13 protein-coding genes and 2 pseudogenes are annotated in these 13,733 nt (G+C 70.6%); 10 read left to right on the plus strand and 5 right to left on the minus strand.

Annotated features, from left to right (window positions below; translation table 11 throughout):
- Positions 1 to 18: 18 nt before the first annotated feature.
- A complete protein-coding gene (locus tag ACSMXO_RS04735) occupies positions 19 to 744 on the minus strand; it encodes a Maf family protein (protein ID WP_455416822.1) in 726 nt (241 codons plus the stop codon).
- A gap of 66 nt (positions 745 to 810) precedes the next feature.
- Complete coding sequence (mycP, locus tag ACSMXO_RS04740; RefSeq protein ID WP_455419169.1) at positions 811 to 1,836, minus strand: type VII secretion-associated serine protease mycosin; 1,026 nt, start codon at positions 1,834 to 1,836, stop codon at positions 811 to 813.
- Here mycP and ACSMXO_RS04745 point away from each other — a divergent pair.
- Positions 1,756 to 1,965 (plus strand): hypothetical protein, encoded by a 210-nt coding sequence (locus ACSMXO_RS04745; protein ID WP_455419459.1) that lies wholly within the window; start codon positions 1,756 to 1,758, stop codon positions 1,963 to 1,965. The two genes, mycP and ACSMXO_RS04745, sit on opposite strands and share 81 nt — an antisense overlap.
- 1,332 nt (positions 1,966 to 3,297) lie before the next feature.
- Here ACSMXO_RS04745 and ACSMXO_RS04750 read toward each other — a convergent pair.
- On the minus strand, positions 3,298 to 3,762 hold the full coding sequence (locus ACSMXO_RS04750) for a hypothetical protein (protein ID WP_346260357.1): 465 nt from the start codon (positions 3,760 to 3,762) through the stop codon (positions 3,298 to 3,300).
- Positions 3,763 to 3,852: 90 nt separating this feature from the next.
- Positions 3,853 to 4,080 (minus strand): acyl-CoA carboxylase subunit epsilon, encoded by a 228-nt coding sequence (locus ACSMXO_RS04755; RefSeq protein WP_346260358.1) that lies wholly within the window; start codon positions 4,078 to 4,080, stop codon positions 3,853 to 3,855.
- Positions 4,081 to 4,171: 91 nt separating this feature from the next.
- Here ACSMXO_RS04755 and ACSMXO_RS04760 point away from each other — a divergent pair, with 91 nt between their 5' ends.
- The 7 genes from ACSMXO_RS04760 to ACSMXO_RS04790 all read left to right on the plus strand — a co-directional run bounded on the left by ACSMXO_RS04760 (position 4,172) and on the right by ACSMXO_RS04790 (position 10,787).
- On the plus strand, positions 4,172 to 6,298 hold the full coding sequence (locus ACSMXO_RS04760) for a protein kinase domain-containing protein (RefSeq protein WP_455416823.1): 2,127 nt from the start codon (positions 4,172 to 4,174) through the stop codon (positions 6,296 to 6,298).
- 59 nt (positions 6,299 to 6,357) lie between these two features.
- Positions 6,358 to 6,618, plus strand: coding sequence for a hypothetical protein (locus tag ACSMXO_RS04765; RefSeq protein ID WP_455416824.1), 261 nt, complete (start codon positions 6,358 to 6,360; stop codon positions 6,616 to 6,618).
- A gap of 521 nt (positions 6,619 to 7,139) precedes the next feature.
- Positions 7,140 to 7,361 (plus strand): winged helix-turn-helix domain-containing protein, encoded by a 222-nt coding sequence (locus ACSMXO_RS04770; protein WP_455416825.1) that lies wholly within the window; start codon positions 7,140 to 7,142, stop codon positions 7,359 to 7,361.
- A gap of 44 nt (positions 7,362 to 7,405) precedes the next feature.
- Complete coding sequence (locus tag ACSMXO_RS04775; RefSeq protein ID WP_455416826.1) at positions 7,406 to 8,146, plus strand: M50 family metallopeptidase; 741 nt, start codon at positions 7,406 to 7,408, stop codon at positions 8,144 to 8,146.
- A 53-nt stretch (positions 8,147 to 8,199) separates the two neighbouring features.
- Positions 8,200 to 9,243 carry a ketopantoate reductase family protein gene (locus ACSMXO_RS04780; protein ID WP_455416827.1) on the plus strand — a complete coding sequence of 348 codons (1,044 nt, stop codon included), beginning with the start codon at positions 8,200 to 8,202 and terminating at the stop codon, positions 9,241 to 9,243.
- A 94-nt stretch (positions 9,244 to 9,337) separates the two neighbouring features.
- On the plus strand, positions 9,338 to 9,838 hold the full coding sequence (locus ACSMXO_RS04785) for a SigE family RNA polymerase sigma factor (protein ID WP_455416828.1): 501 nt from the start codon (positions 9,338 to 9,340) through the stop codon (positions 9,836 to 9,838).
- A complete protein-coding gene (locus ACSMXO_RS04790) occupies positions 9,831 to 10,787 on the plus strand; it encodes a hypothetical protein (protein WP_455416829.1) in 957 nt (318 codons plus the stop codon). The genes ACSMXO_RS04785 and ACSMXO_RS04790 overlap by 8 nt, the downstream gene beginning before the upstream one ends.
- 67 nt (positions 10,788 to 10,854) lie before the next feature.
- Here the strand turns inward: ACSMXO_RS04790 and ACSMXO_RS04795 are convergent, their stop codons facing one another.
- Positions 10,855 to 12,447 (minus strand): acyl-CoA carboxylase subunit beta, encoded by a 1,593-nt coding sequence (locus ACSMXO_RS04795; protein ID WP_455416830.1) that lies wholly within the window; start codon positions 12,445 to 12,447, stop codon positions 10,855 to 10,857.
- A gap of 142 nt (positions 12,448 to 12,589) precedes the next feature.
- Between ACSMXO_RS04795 and ACSMXO_RS04800 the strand changes: the two are divergent.
- Together ACSMXO_RS04800 and ACSMXO_RS04805 are read left to right on the plus strand one after the other, a co-directional pair.
- A pseudogene (locus ACSMXO_RS04800) lies at positions 12,590 to 13,165 on the plus strand (biotin--[acetyl-CoA-carboxylase] ligase); the annotation flags it as partial.
- Positions 13,145 to 13,591: pseudogene (locus tag ACSMXO_RS04805) on the plus strand (biotin--[acetyl-CoA-carboxylase] ligase); the annotation flags it as partial. The pseudogenes ACSMXO_RS04800 and ACSMXO_RS04805, both read left to right, overlap by 21 nt.
- Between the last annotated feature and the right edge of the window lie 142 nt (positions 13,592 to 13,733).

A 13,733-nucleotide genomic window follows, 5' to 3' on the forward strand; every position in this document is an offset into this window, starting at 1 on the left:
GCCGACGGTAGTGGTTCGTCAGTGCGGGTCGGTTGCCGCCGACGTGGCCGCCGTCCCGGCGCCGGCGCCGAACGGGGTCATTCGGGCAGCCCAGAGGTCCGTGATCAGCAGGTCGAGTTCGCCGAGCATGTGGCGGAACAGCGGCAGGGAGAGGCCGATCACCGCGCCGGGATCGCCGTCCACCCGGTCGACGAACGGGCCACCCAGCCCGTCGATGGTGAACGCGCCCGCCACCTGCAACGGCTCACCCGTCGCGACGTACGCGGCGATCTCGTCGTCGGTGATCTCCGCGAAGTAGACGGCGGTGCCGGCGACCCGGGCAACCTCGCGCCCGCTCGACAGGTCGATCAGGCAGTGCCCGGTGTGCAGCACGCCGCTCTTGCCCCGCATCGCCTGCCAGCGGCGGGTCGCCTCGTCCGCGTCGGCCGGCTTGCCGAGGATCTCGCCGTCGAAGGCCAGCACCGAGTCACAGCCGAGCACGAGCGTACGGGGCTCGGCCGCGTTGTTTCCGATCTCGTCGGTGGCACCGGCACCTTTGGCAGCCGATGCGATCCGCTCGGCTACCGCTCGTGCCTTCAGTTGAGCCAGTGTGCGGCTCAGCGCTTCCGGGGTCGAGGGGTCCACCTGCGATTCGTCGACCCCGCTGATCAGTACGTCCGGCTCGATGCCGGCGGCCTGCAGGAGCTTGCGTCGGGCCGGACTCGCTGAGGCGAGCACCAGGCGTAGCCGATCTGTCGTGTGCACGACGGCCAACGTACCCGGCCCGACGAGGGCTGTCCGCGATCGGGCCGGGTATTCGGGTGGCTCGATTCAGAAGCGGCGCGGCTGCTGTCGCCGTCGCATCAGGAGCACCACCAGCAGGGTCACCAACAGGCCCAGTACGACGAGCGCCACCAGGACACCGATCAGGATCGTCGAGCCGACGTTCGACCTGTTCTCCGGTTCGGGAGCCGCGTTGCCGGCGGGCTGGGTCTGACTGGGGCTGGGTGCGGCACTAGCGCTCGGATCGGCGCTTCCCTCCAGGGGCGGTACGTCCGCCGTCAGCGCCTTGACCAGGTTGAGTACCCCGTACCCGTACTCCTCGTCCCGACCCGGCGCCCCCTTGTCATCAGCGGTCGCGGTCAGCCGATGTACGACTTCCTCCGCCGACAGATCCGGAAACTTGCTCCGTACGAGCGCAGCCGCCCCAGCCACGATCGCTGTCGAGGGCGAGGTTCCAGTACCGGTTCGATAGCGCCCGTTAACCGAGGTGCTGACAATTCCGACCCCAGGTGCGCTGAGGGCAAGCCTACTGCCTGTTACAGAGATGTCGGCGTGCTCTCCTCGCTGGTCAGTCGCGCCAACTGCAACGACTCCCTCTGCTGCGGCGGGAAATTGGATTAGAAAATCTCCCGGCCTGTTGCCGGCTGCTGCAACAATTACTATGTCCGCCTCAAGTGCCGCTCGTAGTGCTGCGTTCAGGCGGGATGTGGATCCTCCTCCTGAGGATAAACTAATAACATCAACACGTTTCGATACAGCCCATTCAATAGCCTTGGCGGTATCGTCCGTGTCATGACTCTTGTTTCCGTTCCTTATTGGAATAATCTTGGCTTTTGGTGCGATTCCGAGGGCGCCGTTGCTTCCACGGCCGTGTGCGGCTATCAGGCCGGCCATCCCGGTCCCATGGCCGCTGGGGTCGCTATCCTGACGGCCGTTGCCGGAACCGCCGCCTTCCGTGACGGTGCCTGATAGGAGATTATTGCGAAGGTCAGGGTGCGGGTCGACGCCGGTGTCGATGACGGCGACAGCGACTCCTTCTCCTTGGCTAATCCTGTGCGCTTCGGCAACCTTCAAATACCTGAGGTGCCATTGATTGTTACGCACCTGGTCGGCCTTGGCGGCCGTCGCTGGAAAAACAGCGACGGCCGTGGCACAAAGAAGTGCCACGGCCGTGCGGGTCGTGCGGAAGATCACCGCTTGTGACCGATCGCCGGGCCAGGATCGATCCTGCCCTTATCGCGACTGGGCATCATGACCGGCGCTACTCCCTCGTCTGTCTCCCACGGATTATCGGGGTCCCAGTGCTGGCTGTTCTGCTCTTCTCTATCCCGACTCATGCCGACGCCCGGCCGCTGCCCGGCGCCACCAATGGGAGTCGCACCTCCGCCGCCACCGCCAATCACACCGCCAATGGGGTTGATACGGCGCGCTGCTGATCCCGCTCCTGCGGCTGGTTGCGACAGACCGGCTCCAGGTGTTCCGCCGATCATCCCTCCAGGAGGCATGGCTCGAGGCGGCAGCCCAGCGTTTGGGCCGAATCCTGACTTGTTCAGACCACTAGGGGGCGTCGCTAACGTCGTGGGATGGTTAGGAGGCAGCCCCGGTGGCTTGGCTCCGGGTGGCAGCCCTGGCGGCTTTGTTCCGGGCGGCAATCCAGGGGGAATCGGAGGCGGGGGAAGGCCGGGGCCCACGGTGGGTGGCGGTGGCGGAATAACGCTCGGCGGGGTGGGCGGCACGGCCGGAGGAGCTATCGGTCCTGTACCACCAAGGATTGGACCTGTAACAGGCGCAGGTGGTGTCGGAACGACTGTGTGAACGGCTGGGGTCGGAGGAGGACTGTAGCTCGCGCCTCCGCCCGCTGGCATCGGCACAACGGGCGGAAGAACCGGTGGGCCCGAACCGCCCATCGCGCTACTGCCACCCGACCCGCTTCCGCTACCAGTCTCATCTCTCCCATCGCCTGGAGTTTTGTATACCGGCGGCTTGCGAAGCTGTACCTGGGCGGTGGCGAGTTCGCTGCTTAGCCCGTACATGATGTGGCGAGCGCGCCAGTTCAGGTCTTCCAGGTCGGATTGGGTCGTCGGCTGCTGTCCGGCAGGCGGCCGGCCGTTGTTCGCCTTAACCGCCGCGTCGTACTGCTGCTTGGCCTGCTCCTTCGCGAGGTATTCCTTGTGGATCTCCTCAAGGTCCCTACGCGACTCCCAGATCGCCTGAGTCACGCCCGTGAGGGCCTGCTGGTTGGCAGCGGCCGTGTCGTAGACGCCCTGCACCGTCTCGATGAGGTAGTCGAGCCGTGCGACGTACGCCTTCGAGGCCTCGCTCTTCTCCGGCGGCCAAGCTTCGATCAGGTTGTCGCGGTACTGCTTCAACCTCGACAGATGGAGCAAGCTGAGTTCGGAGGTCTTCCGCCAACCGCTGACATGCTGCCAGTGCGTGTCCGTCTGCTGGTTGGCCAACAGACTCCACATCTGTCGGACATCGTGCGAGGTCCAGTTGGTCGTGCCGGCGATCTGGCCGCTCCCCCCGCCTCCGCCATCAAGCATTGGGGCTCCCCGTGTTCTCTGTGCCACCCTGCGGCGCTGTCACGTTCTGCGACCTGGGTGGCGGCGGTGCCGCTGCACCAGTCTCATCAAGCGCCTTCTCGACATCGCGGACCCGGGCCTGCGAGAACGCGTCGGCGTTGCCGTAGTTCTTGCTGACCTTCTCGGCGGCGGTGGCGAGGCCGCCGGTGCCGTCGCCGACGTCCCAGACCCGTGTCGAGGTGTCCTGTTGGACGTTCCGATGCGCCTCGAAGAACGACACCAGCTCGGCGAAGCCTGCATTCGGCGCGGGCAGGTTAGGCAGCATGTCCGACTGGACTTCTTCCATGTGTGGTACGTAATTCTTCTGGACCTCGGCCAGGAGCTGCTGGGCGAACTCTTCCATCCGCTGGATGTCAGCCTCTATGGCACCGCCGTAGTCGCGCAGCCACGCAGGGCCGCGGTCTTCCTCAGGTATCACGTCTTCTCCCCAGGTGCTACGTACTGCCCCACGCCAAGGTTAGTGGGTACGGGCCGGCGTGGGCAGCCCCGTCGGGTCGCCCGGAGCAGGTCAGTGAGGAAGGCCGGAGACCCGCCAGGCGTCACGGCCGGCGTGGGCCGGCATGCCGGACGGGGACACCGTACCGGGACGACCCGTTCGTGCCCAGGTCGACACGGCGGCGGGTCGGACCGATGTGGCCGGTCGGGGACGGAGGAAGATCGCCCCGACCAGGGCGGCCAACTCTTCCGGTGTGGGGGTACCCCGCACCACCCGGAGCAGTGGTTCTTCGTCAGCCATGGCATTGAGGGTACGTCCCTGTCGATTGGTGCGCGTCTCAGATAGGCGTGCCGAGGGTGTGACTCTTGTTGCCGTTGGGTACCGTCCACGGGTGTCTAGTGCGCCTCCACAACTCATCGCTGACCGGTACCGACTTGTCGAGCCGCTCGGCCAGGGCGGGATGGGTCGGGTCTGGAAGGCGCGTGACGAGGTGCTGCACCGGGACGTCGCGATCAAGGAGTTGGTCCCGCCGCCCGGGCTGACCGAGGACGAGCGTCGGGAGATGCGCGAGCGCTCGCTCCGTGAGGCGCGGGCGATCGCCCGGCTCAACCACGCGAACGTGGTCCGGGTCTTCGACGTACTGCGTACCGACGGTGATCCGTGGATCGTCATGGAGTACGTCCCGTCGCGGTCGTTGCAGGACACGCTGGCCAGCGACGGGCCGGTGTCGCCGACCCGGGCCGCCGAGATCGGTCTCGGGGTGCTCGGCGCGTTGAAGTCCGCGCACCGGGCCGGGGTGATGCACCGGGACGTGAAGCCCGGAAACGTGCTGCTCGGCGATGACGGCCGGGTGGTGCTGACCGACTTCGGACTCGCCACCGTGCCGGGGGACCCGAACGTGACCCGTACCGGGTTGGTGTTGGGGTCGCCCGCGTACATCGCGCCGGAGCGAGCGCGGGACGGCACTGCCGGGCCGGAGGGCGACCTCTGGTCGCTGGGCGCGACGCTCTACGCCGCCGTCGAGGGCCAGTCGCCGTTCGCCCGACCGTCCGCGATCGCGACGTTGGCGGCGCTGGCCACCGAGCCACCGCCGGCGTCGCGCCGGGCCGGCCCGCTCAAGGCCGTGCTCGCCGGGCTGTTGCGCAAGGACCCGACGACCCGGATCAACGCCGAGGTGGCGGAGCGGTTGCTCCGTCGCGCGGCAGGCCGGCGCAGGAACCCCGGGATGTCATTGCTGGACGGGGTACGACGGCCGGGGCCGCAGGGCCCGCGCGGACCGGGCGAGCCGCGTACCCGGATCGTGCCGTTGCCGTCGCCCCGACCGGCTCCCGCCGCGCCGCCGATCGCACCGGCCGCTGCCCCGGCGGTGCCGCCGGCTGCCGAGACGACCAAGTTGCCGGCCGCTCCACCGGCTGCCGAGACGACCAAGTTGCCGGCCGCCGAGACCACGAAGCTGCCGGCCGCTCCACCGGCCGCCAAGACGACCAAGCTGCCCGCCCCGGCCGAGAAGGAGCCGGCGGCGGAGCCACCCGCAGCCGAGGTACCGGAGGAAGTCGCCAGCTCGGACAGTGCCCGGCCACCTGCCGAGCCGACGGTCGTCGTCGTGCCCGGCGAGTCGGCCGACGGGGCCGAGGTGAAGGCCGACGGGGCCGAGGTGAAGTCGGAGCCGGCGCCCACCGCGGTCCAGCCGAAGGTGGAGGCGCCCCCGGACCAGTCGCCGGCAGCGCAGCCGGCGGGCCGGGCGGCGGTCCCGGCCAGCGGCGACGACGAGGACGGCGACGGGGAGGGCGGCCGGCGTGGCCCGCTGGCCGCCGTCGCGGCCGGCAACCGCCGGATGTGGCTGCTCGGCGGGCTGGTCGTGCTGCTCCTGCTCGCCCTCGTCGTGGTCGTGCCACTGGCCCGCGACGGCGGGTCGGGTGACCAGGACAAGGACCCGACCTCCGGCTCCGCGCCGACGAGTCAGCCCGCCGGTACGCCGTCCGCCCCCACCACCAGCACGTCGCCGACCCCGACACCGGCCGCGACCACCGCTCAGCCGGCCCAGCCGCCGGTGACGCCGACGGGGCAGTCTGCTCCGCAGCTCCCGGCGGGGTGGCGGCTGCATCGGGACTCGACCGGGTTCTCCGTGCCGGTGCCGAACGGTTGGACGGTCAGCCGGGACGGCCCGCGGGTCAAGTTCAACGATCCCAACAGCCGCCGCTTCCTCATGATCGACCAGACGAACAATCCTCGGCCCGATCCCGTGGCCGACTGGAGGGAGCAGGAGCGCGCTCGCCGGGGCAACTACCGGAACTACGATCTGGTGACGATCCAGGCCGTCGACTACTGGCTGAGGGCCGCCGACTGGGAGTGGTTGCACGACGAGGACGGGGTACGGATGCACGTCCGTAACCGGGGCTTCGTCACCAGCAGCAAGAAGGCGTACGCGATCCGTTGGGACACCGAGGCGGCCGACTGGAACCGGGAACTCGCCACCTTCAAGATCATCGCGGACGGATTCCGACCCGCGAAGAGTTGACAGGCATGACCTCACTTCTGCCGGGGTAGTGGTGATCTCGACGGAAGGAGGTACGACTGATGCGTTCCCGACATCATGCGACGAAGCCGAGCATCGCCCTGTGGATGCTGGTCGCGATCGGCGATCTCGCCCTGCTGGTGGCGAGCGTCGGAATGGTCGCGATGATCGCGCTCGCCAGCGTCGTGACCGTGGCCGTCGGTACGGTCGGTGGTTGGTGGTTGCTGCGACGCGGCGTGCCGAACCGGACTGCGGTGCCGGCCCGGGTGGCCGTACCGACGACAGGCCGGACCCGGGCTGGCTCTGCCGGTCAGCTTCGTTGAGATCGGGCTACGACGTTAGCGGCGGCCGGATCAGTTATCGACCGCACAGGTGATGACAGGTCCCGCTGCCGCTAAGTCGTGTCAGGGGCGGGGCCAGCGGCTGTTCAGCCGTCGGGCCACCTTCGTGACATCGTGTCGGTCGTGGGCGAGCAGGCTGCTGCGGGCGTCGCGGTAGCGGGGGCAGGGCCAGCGACGCCGGCAGGCAGCACAGCGCCACATGCCGAGTAGTCGCCACAGCGGTGCCGGCCGGTGTCGTTCGACGATTGCCATGGAGCGGTCGCGTTCCATTGCGGACCTCCGGCGGTTGCGGGACGCGCGGCGGCTCGCCGGACTGTCGGGGGAGACGAGCCGCCGCGCGGGAGACCGACCCCCGCCAGGCTGCGGACCAGGGAGAATCGGCTCCCAGCAACCTAATGCATAAGGTAGAGCAAGGCAAGACCATATGCCTCTTGATGCCTCGTGGTGCTTGTGGTCCTCCGGTCCGCCGTGATCAAATGGCGCTGCGGACCAGGGAGTGCATCGTGCCCACCTCGAAGACACAAAAGATCATCAATGACCTCACCGAGCAGATCGAATCGGGGGAGCTGGCGCCGGGCGACCAGTTGCCGAGCACCGCAGAGCTGCGTGCGCAGTACGGCGTCTCCATCACGGTGGTGCGTGGTGCGGTCAACTGGCTCAAGGCCAAGGGTCTGGTGGAGGGGCACCCGGGACTGGGCGTCTTCGTCGCCGAGGACAAGGAGTAGGCAGCCCCGCTGAGCGGTAGCGGACGTGAGCTAGGCTCGCTCGGATGTCAGTGGACGGCTTGACAGACCTCTGGGACAAGCTCTTCGGGGCGCAACCGGACCCACCCCCGCTACTGGTCCTGATCACCGGGCTGGTCGCGCTCACCGTGGTGGTCACCCGGCTGCCCTGGCGGGTCGGACGCAACGCCATCACCATCGCGCACGAGGGCGGGCACGCGCTCGCGGCGGTACTCACCGGACGCCGTCTCCAGGGCATCCGGCTGCACTCGGACACCTCCGGGCTGACCCTGTCGGCGGGTCGGCCGACCGGTCCCGGGATGGTCTTCACCCTGCTGGCCGGCTATCTGGCACCCTCGCTGATCGGGCTGGCCGGTGCCTGGGTACTCGGCGGGAACCGGATCACCCTGCTGCTCTGGGTGGCGGTCGCACTGCTGCTCGCCATGCTGGTGATGATCCGCAACGTCTTCGGCATCATCTCGATCGTGGTCACCACCGGGGTCGTACTCGGGGTCTCCTGGATGGCCTCGCCGGAGGTGCAGGCCGCGTTCGCGTACACCGGGGTGTGGTTCCTGCTGCTCGGTGGCGTACGGCCGGTGGGTGAACTCCAGACGCTGCGTCGGCGGGGTCAACTGCCGCAGTCGGACGCGGACCAGCTCGCCTGGCTGACCCGGGTGCCGGGGCTGGTCTGGGTCGGGGTCTTCGGCGCGGTCAACCTGATCGCCCTGCTGGCCGGAGCCGCCCTGCTCACCGGCCCGATACTGAATTCCACGAGCCTGCCGGGCTGACCGGCGCGACCAGGCGCCGACTGCGGTGAGCGGCCGAGGAAACAGGGGACGGGATGCGGTACGTGATCATCGGTGCCGGCGCGGTCGGCGGCACCATCGGGGTACGGCTGGGCGAGGCTGGCCGGGACGTGACCCTGGTGGCCCGGGGTGCGCACCTGGCCGCGATCCGGACGCACGGGTTGACCCTGAGCACCCCGGACAGCGAGTACGTCGGACGACTCCCCGCGATCGGCGACCCCGCATCCGCCGGCTCCGGCCTCGCCGACGAGCCGCTGCCTGCGGACACCGTGCTGGTGTTGACGGTGAAGTCGCAGGACACCGAGGCCGCGCTGCGGAGCTGGGCCGACCTGCCGGTCCAGGGTGGCGGTACGGCGGCGCAGCGGCTCCCGCTGCTGACCGCGCAGAACGGGGTGGCGAACGAACGCGCCGCCGCCCGGCTCTTCGACCGGGTGTACCCGGTCTGCGTCTGGCTTCCGGCGACCCACCTGGAGCCGGGCCGGGTGGTGGCCAGCGGGCACCCGTACTCGGGCATGCTGCACCTCGGCGCTTTCCCGCACGGTTCCGACGACCTCGCGCACCGGATCAGCGCGGACCTGGCGGCGGCCCGGCTCCTCGCCCCGGTCCGCGACGACGTGATGCGCTGGAAGTACGGCAAGCTGCTGCGCAACCTCGGCAACGCCGTGCAGGCGCTCTTCGGCCCGTCGGCCGGCGCGGCACCTGGAGTCGACGACCGGCGGGCGGCCCGGGTGGCCGAGCTACTCACGGCGGTGGTGGCCGAGGGGGAGGCGGCGCTCACCGCTGCCGGGATCGCGTACACCTCGCGGGCGGAGGAGGCCGCCGAGCGGGGCGACCGGGTGGAGGTGGTACCGGTGGCCGGGCAGCCCCGGCAGGGCGGCTCGACCTGGCAGAGCCTCGCCCGGGACGCCGGATCGGCCGAGACGGACTTCCTCAACGGCGAGATCGTGCTGCTGGGCCGGCTGCACGGGGTGCCGACCCCGGCCAACGCGGCGGTGCAGCGGGCGATGCGCCGGGCGGTACGCGAACACCTCCCGGCCGGCGAGTTCCCGATCGCGGAGCTGACCGAACCGCTGAGGTGAGGACGAGGGACGCGTTCGCAAACGTTTCGGCTTGCATGGCAACCGCAGCACCGGGCCCAGGCGTATTGGCTATGTCCGCCAGGGGAGGTCGCAGGTGCCCGACGTCGAGGACTTCGACGAGTTCTACCGAGGGAGCCGGCAACGGCTGCTCGGGTACGTCTATCTGTTGACCGGTGACCTCTCCGAAGCCCAGGACGCGGTGCAGGAGGCGTACATCCGGGCGTGGCAGCGTTGGTCGCGGGTGCGCGGGTACGCCGACCCGGAGGCGTGGGTGCGGGTGGTGGCCGCTCGGGTGGCGATCAGCCGCTGGCGCAGCCTGCGCAGCCGGAGCCGGGCCTACCTGCGGCACGGCGTACCGGCCGACACCCCGGCGCCGGGTATCGAGACCGTCGAGGTGGTCGCCGCGCTCCGCCGGCTGCCGGAGGAGCAACGTACCGCGATCGCCCTGTACTACCTGCTGGGTCTGCCGGTGGCCGAGGTGGCCCGGGAGACCGGCGCACCCGTCGGCACGGTGAAGGCCCGGCTGGCCCGGGGCCGGGCCGCGCTGGCCGGCCTGCTGACGGTCGTGGATCTGGAGGAGGCCGCCGATGCCTGAGTCGATGTCCACCCGGACCCCCGAGCCGGGGCACCGTTCCGACCCGTCGGCGGGCTGGTCGTCGGGGCCGGGGACGAGTCTCGTCGACCAGGTCGCCCAGGAGATCGCCGCGGTGCGCTGGCTCGCGCCCGAGGAGATCCGGGCCCGGGCCCGGCGGCGTAACCGGATCCGGTCGCTGGTCGGGACGGTCGCGGTGCTGGCCGTGGTCGTGGCGGGCTCGGTCGCGGCCGTCGAGCGGTACGGGCCACGACCGCTGCCGGCCGGGCAGCCGCTGCTCGCCGAACCGTCGCCCCCGGTACCGTCGCCGGATCCGGTCGCCATCCCGGCGTCGGCGCTGCTGCAACCCGAGGACGTCGGGCCGGGGCTGGTGGTGGACCGGGTCGACGTGCAGGCGGACGCGCCGGTGGAGGTGGTCGATCCGACCGTGCCGCTCGGCTGTCCCGGGTACGCGGCACGGGACCGCTACGACGGGCTGGCCCGGATGGCCCGCCGACACACCGTGCAGCAGCCGCCGACGGTACCCGGTGATCCGTACAGCGGGGCGGCAGTCGTACACGAGCGGGTTTTCCGGCTTGTACCCGGCGCGGCCCGGCGGGTCTTCGCGGACGCCCGTGCCGTGCCCGATCTCTGCACCGAATACCGCACACCCGGCGCGATCGAGGTCGACGGTCGCCGGCTCCCCGTCGATGCGGAGCACCGCTGGCGGGTCGTCGCCGAGGGCTTCGCCGGGGACGAGTCGGTGCTGCTGGACTGGCAGACCACCGTCCGCCGGCAGGACAGTTCGGCGGTGGTGGACGGTCCGGCCAGCCGGCTGGTCGGAGTCGTCCGGGTCGGCGACCTGGTCGCGACGGTGGACCGGGTCGACGAGGCGCCGGACCCGGAGCGGGCCCGGGCGGTGACGCTGGGCGCCGCCGTCCGGCTCTGCGAGGCCGCCACTCCGCCCTGCTGAACCTGACCCACTCCGCCCTGCTGAACCTGACGAGGGCTCGGGAAGCGGGAGCGGCAGGAGCCCCGGATCAGAGCGGGATGTTGCCGTGCTTCTTGGCCGGCAGCGTCTCCCGCTTGGTGCGGAGGATCCGGAGCGCCCGGACGATCTGGCTGCGGGTCTCTGCCGGCCGGATCACCGAGTCGACGTAGCCGCGTTCGGCCGCCACGTAGGGGTTGGCGAGGGTGTCCTCGTACTCCCGGATCTTCTCGGCCCGGACGGCGGCCGGATCGTCGGCGGCGGCCAGTTCGCCCCGGTAGAGGATGTTCACCGCGCCCTGCGCGCCCATCACCGCGATCTGCGCGGTCGGCCAGGCGAAGTTGAGGTCCGCGCCGAGGTGCTTGGAGCCCATCACGTCGTACGCCCCGCCGTACGCCTTCCGGGTGATCACGGTGACCTTCGGGACGGTCGCCTCGGCGTACGCGTAGATCAGCTTGGCGCCCCGCCGGATGATGCCGTCCCACTCCTGGCCGGTACCGGGCAGGAACCCGGGTACGTCCACAAAGGTCAGCACCGGGATGTTGAACGCGTCGCAGGTGCGGACGAATCGGGCCGCCTTCTCCGAGGCGGCGATGTCCAGGCAACCGGCGAAGTGCATCGGCTGGTTCGCCACCACCCCGACCGGCCGCCCCTCGACCCGACCGAAGCCGACCACGATGTTCTGCGCGTAGAGGGGCTGGACCTCCAGGAACTCCCCGTCGTCGAGGACGTGCTCGATCACCTGGTGGATGTCGTACGGCTGGTTCGCCGAGTCCGGGATCAGGGTGTCCAGCTCCCGGTCGGCGTCGGTGACCTCCAGGTCCGCCGGGGCGTCGAAGGCCGGCGACTCGTCGAGGTTGTTGCTCGGCAGGTACGACAGCAGCGCCTTGACGTAGTCGATCGCGTCGTCCTCGTCGGCGGCCAGGTAGTGCGCGTTGCCACTCTTGGTGTTGTGGGTACGCGCCCCGCCCAGCTCCTCCATTTCGACGTCCTCGCCGGTCACCGTCTTGATCACGTCTGGTCCGGTGATGAACATGTGCGAGGTCTGGTCGACCATCACGGTGAAGTCGGTGACCGCCGGGGAGTAGACGGCGCCGCCCGCGCATGGCCCCATCACCAGCGAGATCTGCGGGATCACCCCCGAGGCGCGGACGTTGCGGAAGAAGATCTCGCCGTAGAGGCCGAGGCTGACGACCCCCTCCTGGATCCGGGCGCCGCCGGAGTCGTTGATGCCGACCACCGGGCAGCCGATCTTCATCGCCAGGTCCATCACCTTGACGATCTTCTCTCCGAACACCTCCCCGAGGGAGCCGCCGAAGACCGTGAAGTCCTGGGCGAAGACGCAGACCTGCCGGCCGTCGACGGTGCCGTACCCGGTCACCACGCCGTCACCGTACGGGCGGGTGCGTTCCAGCCCGAAGTTGGTCGACCGGTGCCGGGCCAGCTCGTCCAGCTCGACGAAGGAACCCGGGTCGAGAAGCAGTTCGATCCGCTCCCGGGCGGTCTTCTTGCCCCGGGCGTGCTGTTTCTCCACCGCCCGGGCCGACCCGGCGTGCACCGCCTCGTCCACCCGTCGGTCCAGGTCCGCCAGGCGACCGGCGGTGCTGTGGGGGTCGATGTCGGCGGTGCTCGGCTGCCCAGTCACGTCCGCGATCGTAACGACGGTCCGTGCCCAGGCCACCGCCCGGTGCCGGGCCGTGTGCCGCACCACCCGACGGCGATCGGGGCAAGACCTCGGCCGCGACGGTCGGACCCGCCCCCGGGCGTCGGACCCGTACGCTGGGCTGATGCCGGGATCGCCGTACACCGACCTGGACCGTCCGCCGCTCGACGCGCGGCGGCTCCGGCGGGCCCTGATCACGCCGGAGAGCCTCTGGACCCGGCTGGTGCTGCACGGCGAGACGGGGTCGACGAACGCCGACGCGGCCGAGGCCGCCCGGGCCGGCGAGCCGGAGGGGCTGGTGGTGGTCGCCGAGCGGCAGACCGCGGGGCGGGGGCGACGCGGACGTACCTGGGAATCGCCGGCCCGGGCCGGGCTCGCGGTCAGCGTGCTGCTCCGCCCGGGGGTGGCCGTGCCCGACCGGGACTGGCCGGTGGTGCCGCCACCCCGGTACGGCTGGCTGCCGCTGCTCGCCGGGGTCGCGCTGGTGGAGGCGGTGGACCTGCTGGCCGAGCTGGACTCCGCGCTGAAGTGGCCCAATGACCTGCTGGTCTGGCCCGACCCCCGCACCGGCCACCCCTCCGAGAGCCCTCCCACCGGGCAGCCGGATGGCGATGCTGCCGGGCGGCCGGATGGCGATGCTGCCGGGCGGCCGGATGGCGATGCTGCCGGGCGGCCGGATGGTGAGGCGAAAGCTGCCGGGATCCTGGCCGAAGGAGTTTCCGGAGCCGGTGGAGCGGATCAGGCGGTGGTGCTCGGCCTGGGCGTGAACGTGACGCTGCGCGCGACCGAGCTGCCGGTCAACCCGACCGGGCTGCCCGCCACCTCGCTGCGGCTGGCTGGTGCGGCGGCCACCGACCGCGACCCGTTGCTGCGGGCTCTGCTGCGCGGCATCGACCGCTGGTACGACCGCTGGCGTACCGCCGGTGGCGATGCCCTCGCCTGCGGCCTGCACGAGGCGTACGTGCGCAACTGCGCGACCCTCGGCCGCGAGGTACGGGTGCTGCTGCCGGCCGGCGACGAGCTGGTCGGTACCGCCAGCACCGTCGACCCGGACGGGCAACTGGTGCTCACCACCGCCGACGGCGAACGCCGGATCGCCGCCGGTGACGTCCTGCACCTGCGCTGACCAGCACCTCTGCCGCCCCGGCCGCCACCGGGTGTGTTCGGCTCCGACCCCACGGCCGCGGCCGTGACGTGTCGTCGGCCCGGGTAACGGCGTGGAGATCCGCCACCGTGTCGGTCTGGAGCCGACGGTGATCCGCCCGACT

Source organism: Plantactinospora sp. DSM 117369 (assembly GCF_053764795.1).